The organism is Micromonospora maritima, assembly GCF_902825405.1.
Lineage (GTDB): Bacteria > Actinomycetota > Actinomycetes > Mycobacteriales > Micromonosporaceae > Micromonospora > Micromonospora maritima.
In genome coordinates this window covers 1-16,499 of sequence record NZ_CADEAU010000073.1, presented here as the reverse complement: position 1 = coordinate 16,499, position 16,499 = coordinate 1, and the positions used below count along the sequence as shown (strand labels likewise).

General features: G+C 72.8%; 12 protein-coding genes. 2 read left to right on the top strand and 10 right to left on the bottom strand.

Annotation, left to right across the window (positions count from 1 at the left end):
- Positions 1-80: 80 nt before the first annotated feature.
- From HUW36_RS10255 to HUW36_RS10210, 10 genes are all read right to left on the bottom strand, one after another.
- The gene (locus tag HUW36_RS10255; protein WP_174527919.1) at positions 81-1,280 is read right to left on the bottom strand and encodes a Gfo/Idh/MocA family protein; all 1,200 of its coding nucleotides are present in this window, start codon (positions 1,278-1,280) and stop codon (positions 81-83) included.
- 20 nt (positions 1,281-1,300) lie between these two features.
- On the bottom strand, positions 1,301-2,353 hold the full coding sequence (locus tag HUW36_RS10250; protein ID WP_174527918.1) for a substrate-binding domain-containing protein: 1,053 nt from the start codon (positions 2,351-2,353) through the stop codon (positions 1,301-1,303).
- A 91-nt stretch (positions 2,354-2,444) separates the two neighbouring features.
- Positions 2,445-3,530: an ABC transporter permease gene (locus HUW36_RS10245; protein ID WP_174527917.1), complete on the bottom strand. Its 1,086-nt coding sequence runs from the start codon at positions 3,528-3,530 to the stop codon at positions 2,445-2,447.
- Positions 3,527-5,107, bottom strand: a complete 1,581-nt coding sequence (locus HUW36_RS10240) for a sugar ABC transporter ATP-binding protein (RefSeq protein WP_246248043.1) — start codon at positions 5,105-5,107, stop codon at positions 3,527-3,529. The genes HUW36_RS10245 and HUW36_RS10240 overlap by 4 nt, the downstream gene beginning before the upstream one ends.
- 140 nt (positions 5,108-5,247) lie before the next feature.
- Complete coding sequence (locus HUW36_RS10235; protein WP_174527916.1) at positions 5,248-6,426, bottom strand: ROK family protein; 1,179 nt, start codon at positions 6,424-6,426, stop codon at positions 5,248-5,250.
- A gap of 203 nt (positions 6,427-6,629) precedes the next feature.
- Positions 6,630-7,646, bottom strand: coding sequence for a YihY/virulence factor BrkB family protein (locus tag HUW36_RS10230; protein ID WP_174527915.1), 1,017 nt, complete (start codon positions 7,644-7,646; stop codon positions 6,630-6,632).
- A gap of 63 nt (positions 7,647-7,709) precedes the next feature.
- On the bottom strand, positions 7,710-8,516 hold the full coding sequence (locus HUW36_RS10225; RefSeq protein ID WP_174527914.1) for an ABC transporter permease: 807 nt from the start codon (positions 8,514-8,516) through the stop codon (positions 7,710-7,712).
- 12 nt (positions 8,517-8,528) lie between these two features.
- Positions 8,529-9,326: an ABC transporter permease gene (locus tag HUW36_RS10220; protein ID WP_174527913.1), complete on the bottom strand. Its 798-nt coding sequence runs from the start codon at positions 9,324-9,326 to the stop codon at positions 8,529-8,531.
- A gap of 119 nt (positions 9,327-9,445) precedes the next feature.
- Positions 9,446-9,859: a carboxymuconolactone decarboxylase family protein gene (locus tag HUW36_RS10215; RefSeq protein ID WP_174527912.1), complete on the bottom strand. Its 414-nt coding sequence runs from the start codon at positions 9,857-9,859 to the stop codon at positions 9,446-9,448.
- A 76-nt stretch (positions 9,860-9,935) separates the two neighbouring features.
- The gene (locus tag HUW36_RS10210; RefSeq protein ID WP_174527911.1) at positions 9,936-10,868 is read right to left on the bottom strand and encodes an ABC transporter ATP-binding protein; all 933 of its coding nucleotides are present in this window, start codon (positions 10,866-10,868) and stop codon (positions 9,936-9,938) included.
- 366 nt (positions 10,869-11,234) lie between these two features.
- Here HUW36_RS10210 and HUW36_RS10205 point away from each other — a divergent pair, with 366 nt between their 5' ends.
- Positions 11,235-13,355, top strand: coding sequence for a TRAP transporter permease (locus HUW36_RS10205; RefSeq protein ID WP_425487232.1), 2,121 nt, complete (start codon positions 11,235-11,237; stop codon positions 13,353-13,355).
- Complete coding sequence (locus HUW36_RS10200; RefSeq protein ID WP_174527909.1) at positions 13,352-14,371, top strand: TAXI family TRAP transporter solute-binding subunit; 1,020 nt, start codon at positions 13,352-13,354, stop codon at positions 14,369-14,371. Before HUW36_RS10205 ends, HUW36_RS10200 begins: the two co-directional genes overlap by 4 nt.
- The last annotated feature ends 2,128 nt before the right edge of the window (positions 14,372-16,499 follow it).

The window sequence follows — 16,499 nt, the reverse complement described above, 5'->3', positions numbered from 1 at the left end:
AGGCTGTCGGCGGCGCTGCCGCGCCGCGCCGGTGTGTCGGGCCGGGCCCGCCTCGACCGGAGGCGGGGCGGGGCCTCGCCCTACACCTGGGCCAGGGCGGGCTCCACCTCCGTCCAGGCGGCCCGCTCGGCCGAGCGGGTGACCGCGTCGAGCACGAGCTGGACCTGCAACGCGTCGGCGAACGACGGCGCCGGGTCGGCCCCGGTGGCGACCGCCTCGACGAAGTCCCGCATCTGGTGGGTGAAGGAGTGCTCGTAGCCGATGATGTGGCCGGGCGGCCACCACGCCGACAGGTACGGGTGGTCCGCCTCGGTCACCAGGATCCGGCTGAAGCCCTGCTCGGCGGCGGGCCGGGTGGCGTCCAGGAACTCCAGCTCGTTGAGGCGTTCCAGGTCGAACACCACGCTGCCGCGGGAGCCGTTGATCTCGACCCGCAGCGCGTTCTTGCGGCCGGTGGCGAACCGGGTCGCCTCGTACGTGGCGAGCGCGCCGTTGTCGAGCCGGGCCACGAAGACCGCCGCGTCGTCCACGGTGACCTCGCCGGTGCCGCTGCCGTTGCCGTCGGCCCGGGCGGCCAGGCCGCTCGACCCGGCGACCAGGGGACGCCGGCGGACGAACGTCTCGGTGAGCGCGCTGACGCCGGTGATGTGCTGGCCGGTCACGTACTGGGTGAGGTCGATGATGTGCGCGCCGATGTCGCCGAGCGCGCCGGAGCCCGCCCTGTCCTTCTGCAACCGCCAGACCAGCGGGAACTGCGGGTCGACGATCCAGTCCTGGAGGTAGACCGCCCGGACGTGCCGGATCTCGCCGAGCCGCCCGTCGGCGACCAGCTGCCGCATCAGGGCGACCGCGGGTACGCGCCGGTAGTTGAAGCCACACATCGCGCGTACCCCGGACTCCCGGGCCCGGACGGCGGCGGCCGTCATCTCCCGGGCCTCGGCGACGGTGTTGGCCAGCGGCTTCTCGCACAGCACGTGCTTGCCCGCGGCCAGCGCGGCCAGCGCGATCTCGCCGTGGCTGTCCCCCGGCGTGCAGATGTCGACCACGTCGATCTCGTCGGACTCGACGAGTCGCCGCCAGTCCGTGGTGTAGCCGTCCCAGCCGAGCCGGTCGGCGGCCTCGGCCACCTTCGGTTCGTCCCGGCCGCAGACGAGCGTCATCCGCACCCGCGCCGGCAGGTCGAACACCCGGTTCACGGTGCGCCACGCCTGGGAGTGCGCGGCGCCCATGAACGCGTAGCCGACCATGCCGACCCGCAGGATCCTGTCGTGAGTGGACAAGGTGGGTCTCCCCCCGTGTGTCAGAACCCGAGCTTCAGGTAGTTGCTCGCGTTCTCCTTGGTGATCGTCTCGGAGGAGAGCACGATCTCCTTCGGTACCTGGAGTTCCACCAGGTCGGACATGCCCTTGCCCTGCCCGATCAACCGGGCCAGGGAGATGGCCGAGGAGGCCATCGACGGGCTGTAGGTGACGGTCGCCTTGAGCACGGTGTTGTCGGCGGTGATGTCCTCCATGGCCTTCTTCGAGCCGGCGCCGCCGACCATGAAGAACTCCTTGCGGTTGGCCTGGTTGACCGCCGCGAGCACGCCGATGCCCTGGTCGTCGTCGTGGTTCCAGACCGCGTCGATCTTCGGCAGCGCCTGGAACAGGCCGGTGGCGGCCTGCTGTCCGGAGTCCACGGTGAACTCGGCCGGTCGCCGGTTGGCGACCTTCAGCCCGAAGGAGGCGAGCGTGTCGGCGAAGCCCTTGGACCGTTCCTGGGTCAGCTCCAGCGACTCGATGCCGGGGATCTCCCCGATCACCGGGTTGCTCACGCCCTTGGCCTTGAGCTGCTCGGCGATGTAGGTGGCGGCGGCGACGCCCATGCCGTAGTTGTCGCCCTTGATCTGGAGCCGGTAGGCCCGCGCGTCGGGGAAGGCCCGGTCCAGGTTGACCACCGGGATGCCGGCCTTCATCGCCTCCAGGCCGAACGCGTTCAGCTCCTTGCCGTCGTGCGGCAGCAGGACGATCACGTCCGGCTTCTGGGAGATCAGCGTGGACAGCGCCGCCCGCTGGGCCGCCGCGTCCGCCCCGGCCTCCACCGACTTCAGCTCCACGTCCCCGTACGCCCCGGCCTGCGCCTTGGCGTTGTTGGTGATGGCGGCGATCCAGCCGTGGTCCGCGGCCGGGGCGGAGAAGCCGATGGTCACCTTCTTGCCCGGCTCGGTGTTGGCGTTGTTCGCGGCGGCCTTGGTCTGCGCCTCCGTCGGGGACTGCTCGTTGCTGGTGCAGCCGGCGAGCAGCACGCCGGCGGAGACCGCGGCCCCGCCGAAGAGCAGCCGGCGGCGGGACAGGTCGTGGCGCGGTGTTCTCATGACGACCTCCTGGATGAGGTGGTGGGGGCGTTTTCGGGTGCGGTGGGCCGGACCACCGTCGGGTCGACGGCGGCCGGCGTACGCGGTGGAATCAGGTGGTGGTGGCCCGGTTGCGGGCGAGGAACTGGGTCAGGCTGCGGAACTGCACCTGCTGGACCAGGACGGCGGCGACGATGATGCCGCCCTTGACCATGTTCTGGGCCTCGGCGGAGAGGTTGTTGATGGCGAAGAGGTTCGTGATCGTGGAGAAGATGATCACGCCGAGCAGGGAACCGATGATGGTGCCCCGCCCGCCGCTGAGCAGCGTGCCGCCGATGATCGCGGCGGCGATCGCGTCCAGCTCGTAGAGGTTCGCCATCGCCGCCTGGGCGGAGGTGGCCTGCGCGGTCAGCATCACCGCGGCGATGCCGCAGCAGAGGCCGGAGAGCGCGTAGAGGAGCACGGTGTGCCGCCGGACGTTGATGCCGGCGAGCCGGGCCGCCTCCGGGTTTCCGCCGACCGCCACCGTGCGGCGGCCGAACGTGGTCCGGTTGAGCAGCACCCAGCCGGCCGCGACCACCGCGACCAGGATGTAGACCAGCAGCGGGATGCCGAGGATCTTGGTGGTGGCGATGCCGTTGATGAACGAGCTGGTGGAGACCTGCGTCTGCTTGTCGGAGATCTCCGCGGCCAGCCCTCGGGCGGCCACCAGCATGGCCAGCGTGGCGATGAACGGCACCAGCCGGCCGTAGGAGATGAGCAGCCCGTTGACCACGCCGACGGCCAGTCCGACGGTCAGCGCGGTGAAGATCATGCCGCCGGCACCGTAGCTCTGGGTCGCCACCGTGGTGCACCAGACCCCGGCCAGCGCCACGATCGCGCCGACCGACAGGTCGATGCCGCCACCGATGATCACGAAGGTCATCCCGACGGTGACCACGCCGACCACCGAGGCGAGCTTGAGGATGGTGAGCGTGTTGCCCCACACCCAGTTCGGGTCGCCGTAGAGGTCCGGGCGGGTCAGGATGCCGATGACGACGAGCACCACAAGCGTGGCGAGCAGGCCGAGGTTGCGCTTGGCGCCCTCGCCGCCGTCGCCGCGCCACCAGGAGAGCCGGGCCGCGGCGTCGGCCTTGGCGGTCTCCGCCCGGTCCACCGGCAGCGACTGCGCGGGCAGGGCGGTATCGGTATCACTCATGCCGGTGCGCCTTCCATGAGGGACCCCGCCATGACGAGGTCGAGCACGGTGTTCTCGTCGAGTTCGCCGGCCGGTGCCTCGCGGACCACCCGACCCTCCCGCATGACCAGCACCCGGTCGGCCAGGCCGAGCACCTCGGGCACCTCGCTGGAGACCAGCAGCACTCCGACGCCCTGGGCGGCCAGGTCGCGGATGACCTGGTAGAGCTCGGCCCGGGCGCCGACGTCCACGCCCCGGGTCGGCTCGTCGAGCAGCAGCAGCCGGGTCTCCCCGAGCAGCCACCGGCCGACCACCACCTTCTGCTGGTTGCCGCCGGAGAGGGTGCGCACCGGTCGGCGTACGTCCCGGGGCCGCAGCTCCAGCGATGCGGCGACCCGGTCCGCCTCGGCCCGCTCCCGCGCCGCGTCGGTGAAGCCGAGGCGGGCGTACCGGCCGAAGGTGGCGAGCGTGACGTTGCGGTAGATCGGTTCACCGAGCAGCAGGGCCTGGCTCTTGCGTTCCTCGGGCGCCATCCCCATCCCGGCCCGCACCGCCGCGCCGACGCTGCCGGGGCGCAGCACCCGACCGTCGACCCGGACCGTCCCGGCCTGCGCCCGGCGGGCGCCGAAGATGGTCTCCAGCAGCTCCGAGCGGCCCGAGCCGACCAGCCCGGCGATCCCGACGATCTCCCCGGCCCGGACCCCGAGCGAGACGTCGGCGAACTCCCCGTGCCGGGTCAGGCCGTCCACCCGGAGCAGTTCCGCGCCGGTGCCGTCGGCGGCCGGGCGTTGCGGGAAGACGTACTCGATGGCCCGTCCGGTCATCCGCGCGACCAGGTCGCGGGTCGGGGTCTCGCGCGCCGGCAGGCTCGCCGCCGTGGTCCGGCCGTCCTTGAGTACGGTGACCCGGTCGCCGATCTCGCGGATCTCCTCCATCCGGTGGGAGATGTAGATGACCGCGATGCCCTGCGCGGTGAGTTCCCGGATGATCCGGAACAGGTTGCCCACCTCGTCGTGGGCCAGCACCGCGCTCGGCTCGTCCATGATGATCAGTCGGGCCTCGTGGGACAGCGCCCGGGCCATGCTCACGATCTGCTTGCCGGCCGCCGGCAGGTGCCGGACCAGCCGCCCCGGCGGGATCTCCGGGTGACCGAGCCGGGCCAGGATCTGCCGGGTACGCCGGGCCATGTGCCCCCGGCGGACGAAGCCGAACCGGCGCGGCTCGTGACCGAGGAACGCGTTCTCCGCCACCGACAGGTCGTCGACCAGGTCGAGTTCCTGGTAGATGGTGGCGATGCCGGCGCGCATCGCGGCCTGCGGGTTGGCGAACGCCGCCGACTCGCCCCGCCACACCACCTCGCCGGAGTCCGGCCGGTGCACCCCGGCCAGCACCTTGATCAGGGTGGACTTGCCGGCGCCGTTCTGCCCGAGCAGGCAGTGCACCTCGCCGGCCCGCACCTCCAGCTGCACGCCGTCCAGCGCGCGTACGCCGGGGAACGTCTTGACCACGTCGGTGAGACGCAGCACCACCTCGCCCGCGACGGCGTCGGCGGGCGCCTCGACCAGCGGCTCCTTCGTGCTCACCTCGACCTCCTTCATGCCCTCACGGCCCTCGCTGCGCTCGCTCATGCGGGGCTGGCCGGGCATGCCCTCACGGCCCTCGCTGCGCTCGGTGCGTTCGCTCATGCGGGGCTGGCCGGGCATGCCCTCACGGCCCTCGCTGCGCTCGGTGCGTTCGCTCATGCGGCTTCCCCGAACGCGACGTCGCTGGCCAGCACGGCCGCGCCGGCGACGCCGGCGCGCGGGCCCAACTCGGAGAGGACGACCGGCAGGTTGCCGGTGGCCAGCGGCAGCGAGCGGCGGTAGACCACGCTGCGGATCTCGGCGAGCAGGATGTGGCCGAGCTGGGCGAGCCCGCCGCCGATCACGATCATCGACGGGTTGGTGAAGCTGACCAGGCCGGCCAGCACGCTGCCGACCCGCCGGCCCCCGTCGCGGATGAGCTGGATGCAGGTGACGTCCCCCTCGACCGCGCCCTGGGCCACGTCGAGCGCGGTCACCGCGCCCCGGGCGGCGAGCCGTTCGACCAGGGCCGGCGAGACCTCGGCGCGGGCCGCGGCGGTCGCCTCCCGGGCCAGCGCCGCGCCGCTGAACACCGCCTCCAGGCAGCCGACGTTGCCGCAGGAGCACATCGGGCCGTTCGGGTCGACCTGGATGTGGCCGATGTCGCCGGCGCACCCGTCGGTGCCCCGATAGACCTCGCCGTGCAGGTAGATGCCGCAGCCGATGCCGGTGCCGATCTTGATGAAGAGGAAGTCGTCGACCGAGTGGGCGACGCCGCCGTGCCGCTCGCCGATCGCCATGATGTTGACGTCGTTGTCGACCACCGCCGGGCAGCCGTGCTCACGGGTCAGCAGTTCACGGACCGGGAAGCGGTCCCACCCGGGCATGATCGGCGGGGAGACCGGCACCCCGTCGCGGAAGCTCACCGGCCCGGGCACGCCGATGCCGATCGCGTCCAACCGCTCGTACGCGCCGTCCACCCGGGCCTTGTGCAGCAGCTCGTTCACCCGTTGCAGGGTCACCTTGGGGCCGGAGCGGATGTCGGCCGGCTCGGTGTACGCCGTCACCGGCTCCAACCGCCCGTTGACCACCTCGACGTCGATCGAGCTGGCGCCCAGGTCGACCGAGGCGAAGCGCAGGCGCGGGCTCAGCTCGACCAGGGTGGAGCGGCGCCCGCCGCGGGAGGCGGCCAGCCCGGCCTCGGCCACGTAGCCGAGCGCCACCAGGCGTTCCAGCTCGGCGAGCAGGCGCGGGCGGGGCATCTGGAGGCGGTCGCCGAGCTCGGCACGGGAGACCGCGCCCTCGTCCCGGAGCAGCCGCAGGAGCCGCACGTGCAGGGGGTCGACCGTCCGCACCGGCGCTCACCTCCGCATCGGATTCGGTCACATCGACGCAACGGCGATGTGTCGTGTCCGACACAGTAGGAGCCTTCCGGGTCACGTGTCCATAGCTTCGGCACAACCGATGGAAACTTTTGTCCATATGAACAAAAGCGTGTTCCGGATCATGAAAACGCGTCGCCCCGCCCGGTTCTCCGGGCGGGGCGACGCGGGGGTGGTCAGCGGGGCGTCGGCGCGTTGCGCTTCTTCCGCAGCTTGCGGTCGTCGCGCAGCTCGACGTAGGGCTCCTCGTCGGCCGGGTGCCCGGCCGCGATGGCGCGGCTGCGCTCCAGCTCGGCGTCGAACTCCGCGCCGAGCAGGATGGCGATGTTGCTCAGCCAGAGCCAGACCAGGAAGATGATCACGCCGGCCACGGCGCCGTACGTCTCGTTGTACGAGCCGAAGTTGCTCACGTAGAGCGCGAAGAGGCCGGACACCACCAGCCAGAGCACCACCGCGAGCACGCCGCCGGGGCTGACCCAGCGGAAGCCGCCGTGCCGGGCGTTCGGCGACGCCCAGTAGAGGATCGCGAACATCAGGCTGACCAGCACCAGCAGCACCGGCCACTTGACGATGTTCCACACCGTGACGGCGGTCGAGCCGAGGCCGATCGCGTCGCCCGCCTGCTCGGCCAGCCCGCCGGTGAACACCACGATCACGGCGCTGGCCAGCAGCATCACGCCGATCACGGCGGTCACGCCGAGGCGGATCGGCAGCGTCTTCCAGATCGGCCGCCCCTCCGGCACGTCGTAGATGCTGTTCGAGGCGCGCATGAACGCGGCCACGTAGCCGGAGGCCGACCAGAACGCGGCGACCAGACCGATCACCGCCGCGACACTCGCCAGCCCGCCCGAGTCGCCGGCCTGGGTGATCGCGCTCTCGATGATCTCGCGGATGTTCTTCTCCGGCACCACCTGGTTGACCGTGTCCTGCACGCCCTGGGTCGCCCGATCGCCGAGCAGGCCCAACACCGAGATCAGCACCAGCACGCCCGGGAAGATCGAGAGCACCCCGTAGTAGGTAAGCGCGGCGGCCCAGTCGGTCAGGCTGTCGTCCTGGAACTCCCGGACGGTCCGCTTGAGCGTCGCCACCCAACCGGGGCCCGGCAGGTCGGTCGGGCTGTCCGGACCGTCGTCCGGACCCACCGGCCCGGTGCGCTCGCGCCCCTCGCGGGCGGGAGACTCGTCGGTGGCCATCGCACCTCCCTGGTCGTCGTGTCGTCCTGCACGACTTGCCCCGAGGCCGGGCCCGGTAACCAGCTAGAGGTAGAGCAACCTGCCCATTCGCCGCGAGGCCAGCGCCAGCATCCCGGCGGTCAGCGCCACCAGGTAGGCGACGTCGAGCAGCCAGGACCAGCCGGACTCCCCCACGCACACGCCGCGGATCAGGTGCACCGACCGGTAGAGCGGGGTCAGCTCGACCAGCCAGCGCACCGCCGCCGGATAGGCCTCGGCGGGCACGAACGTGCCGGAGAAGAGGAAGAGGGTGAACTGGGCCGAGCCCATCAGGTCGAAATCCTGCCAACTGCGCAGCAGCGTGGCGACGGTCATCCCGAGCGCGCCGAACGCGAACCCGACGAGCACCGCCGCCGGGAACGCGACGAGCGCCCGGGCCGCGGTGGTCAGGTCGAGCGCCACCATGATCAGCAGGAACGCGGCCGAGTAGAGGCCGCCCCGCGCCATCGCCCAGCCCAACTCCCCGAGGGCGATCTCGAACGGCTGCACCGGGGTCGCGATGACCCCGTCGTACAGCTTCATGTATTTCATCTTGCCGAAGAAGTTGAAGGTGGTCTCGGACAGTGCGCCGCTCATCGCCGACGAGGCGAGCATGGCCGGCGCGACGAACGCCGCGTAGGACACCACCGCACCGCCGGGCAGCGTCAGGTCGCCGACCAGCGCGCCCACCCCGATGCCGATCGACAGCAGGTAGAGCACCGGCTCCAGGAAGCCGGAGACCAGCACCAGCCAGTAGGCGCTGCGCAGCGCGGTGAGGTTGCGCTCGGCGATCGCGGCGGAGCGGCGGGCGCCGGTGACGCCGGCCAGCCGGGGCAGGGGGAGACCGACCACGACACCCCTTCCCTAGACGACGAGTTGACGGCGGAACGCCCGCAGCGCCAGCCACCAGCCGACGGCGGCCCAGACGGCGAGATAGAGCAGGTGGCCGGCGACCGACCACTGAGGCGCGACGCCCAGGGTGGCGGCCCGGCACAGGTCCACGCCGTGCCAGAGCGGCGTGGCCCAGGCGATCGGCCGCAGCCCGGCCGGCATCGACTCGACCGGGAAGAACACCCCGGAGAAGAGCGTCATCGGAATCACCGCGAACCGGAACAGCAACGCGAGGTAGCTGTCGCTGGGCACCCACGCGCTGAACGCGAAGACCGGTGCGGCGACCGCCAGGCCGAGCAGCAGGGCGATCGGCGCCACGGCCACCGCCCAGGGCGACCGCAGCGCCCCGAACGCGGCGGCCACCAGCAGGAACGCCACCACGCTGGTGAGCACCCGAAGCAGGACGAACGCCAGGTGACCGGCGACGATGTCACCGGTGCGCAGCGGCGCGGCCACCTGGGCGTGGTAGGTGCGGACCCACTTGAAGTTGCTGTGCACCGGCCAGGTCGACTCGGCGACGACGACCTGGAGGGTGGTCGAGGCGATCAGGCCGGGCACCAGCCACCACAGGTAGGGCACCCCGCCCACGCCCTGGTCGACGTAGGCCCCGACGCCGTAGCCGAAACCGACCACCGTGAGCACCGGCAGCAGGAAGGACGAGAAGACGCCCGCCCGCCAGGTGCGCCGGTAGTTGACCAGGAAGTGCGCGCACACCGCCACCGCCGGCACCCGCGGCAGGCCCGTCGCGGTCCGACCCGTCACCGCCGTCACCCGCACCACCTCCGCCGACCTTCCTACCGGGCGGGTACGACAGGGCGCCAGCACGATCCACCCCGACGGCGGGACCTCGGCGCCGCCGGCACGGCGGGCCGGAGCCGGTCGACGGTGGTTCAGCCGGCCGGAGTCGGGCGGACCGGCAGCAGGTCGCGCTCGGCGAAGACCTTCTTGGCGACCAGGGTGGCGTTGACCGCCCTCGGCACGCCGCAGTAGACGACCGCCTGCAACAGCGCCTCGACGATCTCCGAGGGCGTCAGCCCGGCGTTGAGCGCGCCGTCGACGTGCACCTCGAGTTGGGCCTCGGCGCCACCGAGGCCGGTGAGGATGCCGAGGGTCAGCAGTTCCCGGTCCCGGCGCGTCAGCTCGGGCCGGACGTAGAGGTCGCCGTAGGACCAGGCGACCGAGCGGCGGCTCAACTCGGGCGAGACGTCGGCGAGGGCGTCGAGGAGCCGCTGCGCGGCGTCGCCGGAGGCCTCCCGCAGCGCCGCCAGCCCTCGCTCGTACTGGTCGTCCCCGCTCTTCGTCATGTCGTACCCCTGGAGTGCTTTGTCCGGCCGGTCGGCCGCGGTTACCCACGGCTCCGCCGGACAAACGGCGCGGGCGTCAGTCGATCAGGGTGCGGCCGGTGAGGTGGAGGAAGACGTCCTCCAGGCTGCCCCGGCGGACCAGCACGCCGGCCGGGTCCAGGCCGCGCGCGGACACCTCGGCCACCGCGGCGTCGCCGTCGGAGACATAGAGCAGGATGCGGTCGGGCAGCACCTCGACGCGCTCGCCCAGCCCGTCGAGCTTGCCGGCGAACGCCTCCTGTGAGTCACCGGCGAAGCGCAGCTCCACCACCTCGCGGGTGGCGTGCCGCTCGATCAGGGCCCGGGGTGATCCCTCGGCGACGATCCGGCCGCCGTCCATCACCACCAGGCGGTCGCAGAGCTGCTCGGCCTCGTCCATGTAGTGGGTGGTGAGCACCAGCGTCACGCCCTGCTGCTTGAGCCGGAACAGCCGTTCCCAGACCAGGTGCCGGGCCTGCGGGTCGAGGCCGGTGGTGGGCTCGTCGAGCAGCACGATCTCCGGGTCGTTGACCAGCGCGCGGGCGATCGTCAGCCGTCGCTTCATGCCGCCGGACAGCGGGTCGACCCGGCTCTCGGCCCGCTCGGTGAGCTGGACGAAGTCGAGCAGCTCGGCGGCGCGCTCGCGGGCCACCCGGCGCGGAATGCCGAAGTAGCGCGCGTAGGTGGTGAGGTTCTCCCGGACGGTCAGCTCGGGGTCGAGGCTGTCGAGCTGGGGGCAGACGCCGAGCCGGGCCCGGACGGCCGGGCCGTCGCGCACCGGGTCGAGCCCGAGGATGCGCAGCTCGCCGCCGGAGGGCGGGGAGATGCAGCCGATCATGCGCATGGTGGAGGACTTGCCCGCACCATTGGGACCGAGGAAGCCGAACGCCTCGCCGCGGCGGACCTCGACGTCGATGCCGTCGACGGCGGTGAAGTCGCCGAACCGCTTCACCAGCCCCCGCGCCTGGATGAGTGGTTGCCCGATGGTCACCGCCCGACCCTAACCGTCCGGTCCGACAACCCGGACGTCTGCACGTTGCGTGACCGCAACTACGCTCCGTGATTGACTCATTTCATCGTTGGAAGCGGGCCTAACTCACCATAGTGGAGCGACCCCGGAAGACGGGTTCGCCTTTGTGGCCGAACAATTGCGAAATCGATTCGAAAAGGGTGTGCGGTGAGTGAGCAAAAGCTCATTCCGTCACTCAATGCAATCACGAGCGGCAATGTTTCCATCATGTGGGGCATTCGCGTATCGTGCCCCCTCGTGCCACCCGTTCGCCCTTCCGACTCCACTCCCCCGTCACCCCGCCCGCCCACCGACGGGCCTACGGGGTCCGAAGTGGACTCCGGCCCGGTGCCGCTCCCGCCGGACGAGGGCGGGGTCGGCGATCCGGCATGGGCCGACGACGGGCCGGGCGAGACGCACCACCACACCCGGGGCGGGATGCACCCGGACACCCGCGAACTGGCCGCGCGATTCGAGGAGGAGAAACCGGGGCGGACGCTCTCCGGACCGGTCGGACGGCTCTTCACCGGAGTCACCGTCGCGGTCGCGCTGCTGACCCTCTGGCAGGTGTTCTTCCCGCTTCCCCAGGGCAGCAAGTACTACCTCATCATCTTTCTCGCCGGCGTACTGCCGATGGTCTTCCTGGCGTACCCCTCGGGGGTGCGGATCCGGCGGGCCGCGACCGGGCGGACCGGGCCGACGGCGGTCGACTGGACCCTCGCGCTCGCCGCGCTCCTGGTCTGCCTCTACCCGGTGCTGCCCGTGACGCTCGGCGCGGGCGGCGGCGGCTACGACGCGTTCCTCGACCGGCAGGGCCTGCTCGACCCGCTCGACGTGGCGTTCGGCACCGGGCTGCTGCTCCTGCTGCTGGAGGCCTGCCGCCGCACCACCGGGTGGATCCTGCCGGCGGTGTGCCTGGTGTTCCTCGGCTACGGCTACTACGGCGGGCTGCTCCCCCAGTCCTGGCCGGTGGCCCACGCGGGCCTGGACTTCGGGCAGCTGGTCGACGCGTTCTACAACTCCGACAGCGGCTTCTACGGCACCCCGCTCGACGTGGCCGCGTCGTACATCGTGCTGTTCACCATCTACGGCGCGGTGCTCGACCTCTCCGGCGCGGGCCGGTTCTTCGTGGAGCTCTCCGCCGCCGCGTTCCGCCGCTCCCGCACCGCCGCCGGGCGGACCGCCGTCGCCTCCGGCTTCCTGCTCGGCACCGTCTCCGGCTCCGGTGCCGCCACCACCGTGAGCATCGGCGCGGTGACCTGGCCGATCCTGCGCCGCGCCGGCTATCCCGCCGAGCGGGCCGGCGGCATGCTCGCCGCCGCCGGCGTGGGCGCGATCCTGTCCCCGCCGACGCTGGGCGCGGCGGCCTTCATCATCGCCGAGTACCTGGGCGTGTCCTACCTCCAGATGCTCGGCTGGGCCACCGTCCCGACCGTCCTCTACTACCTGGGCATCCTGCTCTCGGTCGAGATCGACGCCCGGCGCTCCGGCGTGCGCCCGGTGGTCATCGACACCGGCTCGGCGTGGCGGCTGCTGGCCCGCTTCGGCTACCACTTCCTCTCCCTGCTCGTGATCGTGGTGGTGCTGGCGCTGGGCGCCTCGGCGATGCGTGCGGTGGTGACCGCCACCGCGCTGGCCGCCGTGCTGTCGTTCCTGGACCGTCGGCACCGGCTCACCCCGGCCCGGCTGGTCGCGGCGCTGCGCGACGGCGTACGCGGGGTGCTCGCGGTGAGCGCGGTGTGCGCCGCGGCCGGCATCATCACCGCCACCACCACCAAGACCGGCCTCGGCCCGCAGGCCGCCGCGCTGCTGATCTCCGGCGCGCAGTCGGTCAGCTCGGAACCGGCAGTGGTGCTGGCGCTCACCGCCGTGCTCGCCGCGGTCGCGCTCAGCCTGCTCGGCCTCGCCGTGCCGGTCACCGCGTCGTTCGTGATCGGCTGGGTCATCATCGGCCCGGCGCTGCTGAACCTGGGCGTCGCCGCCCCCGCCGCCGCCATGTTCGTCTTCTACTTCGCGGTGCTGTCCGAGGTGTCGCCGCCGACCGCGCTGGCCGCGGTCGCCGCCGCCGCGGTCACCGGCGGCCGGCTCGTGCCGACCATGTGGCAGACCCTGCGGTACGCGCTGCCGGCGTACCTCATCCCGCTCGCCTTCGTGATCACCCCGACCGGCCTCGGCCTGCTCGGCATCGGCGGGGTGGGGCGGATCGTGCTGGCCGGCGCGGTCTGTGCGCTGGGCGTCGCCGTGCTGGCCGTCGCGGCCGGCGGGTGGCTGCCCGGCGTCGGCCCGGCCGGGACGCCGGAACGGCTGCTCGCCGCGGTCGCCGGGCTGGTGCTGCTCTGGCTGGAACCGCTGCCCGTGGCGGTCGGCGCGGTGCTCGCCGCGCTGGCCGTCGCGGGCGTGTACGTCCGACGTGGCGCCGGCCGCCCGTCGGTCTGGAAGTCCGTGGACCCTGGGGAGGACAGAGAGTGAGACGGATCGACACGCGGATGACGGCGGGCATCGGGGCGTTGGCCCTGGTCGCCGCCGGTGCCGCCGGCTGCGGGGGCCGACAGGACGGCGCGGCGACCGACGACGCCGCCCGCGACGTCACCTGCAAGGTCACCAAGGACACCCGGGTCGGCATCGCCACCGGCAACGCCACCGGGGTCTACTACGTGGTCGGCAACGCGCTCGCCGGTGAGCTGAGCAAGACCACCGACGGCAAGCTCACCGGGACGGCCGCCGAGACCGGCGCCTCGGTGCAGAACGTCGAACAGCTCGTCGCCGGCCAGTACGACGTGGCGTTCTCCCTGTTCGACACCGCGGTCAACGCGGTGCAGGGCAAGGGCAGCTTCAGCGCGCCGCAGCCGGTCAAGGCGCTGGCCCGGATCTACGACAACTACACCCAGGTGGTCGTACGGGCCGACGCGGGCATCACCTCGGTCGCGGACATGAAGGGCAAGAAGATCTCCACCGGCTCGCCCAAGTCCGGCACCGAGGTCATCGCCAACCGCCTGCTCACCGCCGCCGGGCTCGACCCGGCCAAGGACGTCCAGGCGCAGCGGCTCGACCTGACCAAGACCGTCGACGGCATGAAGGACGGCAGCATCGACGGGTTCTTCTGGTCCGGCGGTATACCGACGGGCGGGGTCACCGACCTGTTCACCACCGCCGGCGACAAGGTGAGGTTCGTCGACATCAGCCCGCTGCTGCCGACGATGGCCGGCCTGAACCCGGCCTACCAGGCCGGCACCATCGGCAAGGACGTCTACCGGACGCCGGCCGACGTGCCCACCATCGTGGTGCCCAACGTGCTGCTCGTGCGGGACAACCTGGACGCGGACGTGGCCTGCGCGATCACCCGGACCGTCTTCGACCGCAAGGACGCCCTCGCCCAGGCCAACCCGGCCGCCAAGGGCATCGAGCTGGGCAACGCCCGCAAGACCGACCCGGTGCCGCTGCACCGGGGCGCGGAACGGGCACTCACCGACCTCGGCGCGAGCTGACCCGACCGGCCGGGCCCGGACCGGGTCCGGGCCCGGCCCACCGACATCGACCGGGAGACCCCCGTGCCGCTGCCCCACCCCACCCGCGTACGCCGCCACCACCGGGCCGCGGACCGCGCCGGGCGTCTCCGGTCGGTCCGCGTCCAACTGCTCGCCCCGATCCTGGTGGCGACCGCCGGTCTGGTGGTGCTGGGCGCGGCCCAGACCGGTGCCGCGCTGGACGCGTCCGCCGACGCCGACCGGGCCCGCGTGCTCGCCGGCACCGCCACCGCGACGGTCCGGCTGGTGCACGAGCTGGAACGGGAACTCGGTGAGACGGCGGCGCTGCGCCAGCGCGGCGGCACGTCCGGCCGACCGCTCGTGGATGCGCAACGACGCCGGGTGGACGCCGCCGTCGACCGCTACCGCTCGGCCGGCGGTGACGCCCGACGCGCCGCCCCCGACCTGGCCGGCGTGCTCGACGAGGTGAACGGCCGCCTCGACCAGCTCGGCCCGGCCCGGGAGCTGGCGCTGGCCGGGGAACGCGGCGACCCGGCGTACGGGACGCTCGTCGAGTCGCTGCTGGCGGTCGCGGACGCGCTGCCCAGCCAGCTCCGCGACGCCGGCCTGGCCAACGAGGCACGCGAGGTCGCGTCGGTGGCCGCCCAGGAGCACCTGTCGGCGCTGGAGCGTGACCTGCTCCGCGCGGTGTTCGTCCGAGGCGCGCTGGAGCGGGGCGAGCTGGCCCGGTTGGGTCGGCTCCGGGGCGCGCGGGAGCAGCGGCAGGCCGAGTTCCTCCGGATCGCCTCGGCCCCGGCGAACGCCGCCTGGTACCGGCTGGTCGACGGCACGGACGTGACGGCCGCCCGCCGCATGCGCGACGACGTGCTCGACACCGACGGCGCGCCCGAGGCGCTGCGGACCGACGGCGACGCCTGGTACGTGGCGCAGAGCGGCGCCATCCGGAGGTACAACCTGCTCGGCCGGGAACTCTCCGACGGGCTGGACCGCGACGCCGCCGACCTGGCCGGCGCCGCCGGCTGGCGGGCGGTGCTGACCGCCGGCGCGACCAGCACGGTCGCGCTCGGCTCACTGGTCACCGCCGTGCTGCTGGCGGTCCGCACCAGCCGCCGGCTGCGCCGCCTGCGCGTCGCCGCGCTCACCATGGCCAACCGGGAGCTGCCGGACCGGATCACCGCGATCGCGGCGGGCGAGGGCGCGCCGGCGGAGGCTCCGGCGACCCGGATGACCGACGGGATCCGTCGGGGCCGGGACGAGGTGGCCCAGGTCGCCGAGGCGTTCGACACGGTCAACCGGGCCGCGCTGCGCCTCGCCGGCCAGCAGGCGGAGTTGCGGCTGGACGTGACCCGGATGGCCGAGGCGCTGGCCCGGCGGATCCGCACCCTGATCACCCGGCAGCTCCGGCTGCTCGACGACTTCGAACGCGAGGAGACCGACCCGGACGCCCTGGCCCGGCTCTTCGCGCTGGACCACCTGGCCGCCCGGCTGCGGCGCAACGGCGAGAACCTGCTGGTCCTCGCCGGCGGTGAGCCCGGCCGGGGCCACGAGGGCGCGTTGCTCCTCGACGACGTGGTGCGGGCGGCGGCCTCGGAGATCGAGGACTACCTCCGGGTGGAGATCGACGTGCCGACCGCCGCGGTGCACGGCGCGGCCGCCGGCAACCTGGTGCATCTGCTGGCCGAGCTGCTGGAGAACGCCACCGTCTACTCGCCGCCGGACGCCCGGGTGCTGGTCGACGGCCGGCGCACCGTCGACGGTCTGCTCCTGCGGGTGCACGACCAGGGCATCGGCATCAGCGACGGCCGGTTGGCCGAGATCAACGAACGGCTCGCCGTGCCGGCCACGTTGTCCAGCGCGGCCGCCGGCAGCATGGGCCTGCACGTGGTGGCGCACCTGGCCGCCCGGCACGGCATCCGGGTACAGCTGCACCGCGCGGCCACGGGCACGGTGGCCCAGGTGGAGGTACCCGAGTCGGTGCTGACCCGGGTCGAGTCGGTGAGCCGCCGGCCGGTCGCCGACCGCCGGTCGCCGACCGGGCTCGCCGCGCCCTGGTTCACGGCGGGCGCGGCCGGAACCAGATCGGAAGAGCGTCGTGTAGGGAAAGAGTGTTCAGAGCGGTGTAGATCTC

Coding starts and splice junctions, on each gene's coding strand:
- HUW36_RS10245 (WP_174527917.1), bottom strand. CDS start 3,530: ATGAGTGATACCGATACCGCCCTGCCCGCGCAGTCGCTGCCGGTGGAC.
- HUW36_RS10250 (WP_174527918.1), bottom strand. CDS start 2,353: ATGAGAACACCGCGCCACGACCTGTCCCGCCGCCGGCTGCTCTTCGGC.
- HUW36_RS10215 (WP_174527912.1), bottom strand. CDS start 9,859: ATGACGAAGAGCGGGGACGACCAGTACGAGCGAGGGCTGGCGGCGCTG.
- HUW36_RS10240 (WP_246248043.1), bottom strand. CDS start 5,107: ATGAAGGAGGTCGAGGTGAGCACGAAGGAGCCGCTGGTCGAGGCGCCC.
- HUW36_RS10230 (WP_174527915.1), bottom strand. CDS start 7,646: ATGGCCACCGACGAGTCTCCCGCCCGCGAGGGGCGCGAGCGCACCGGG.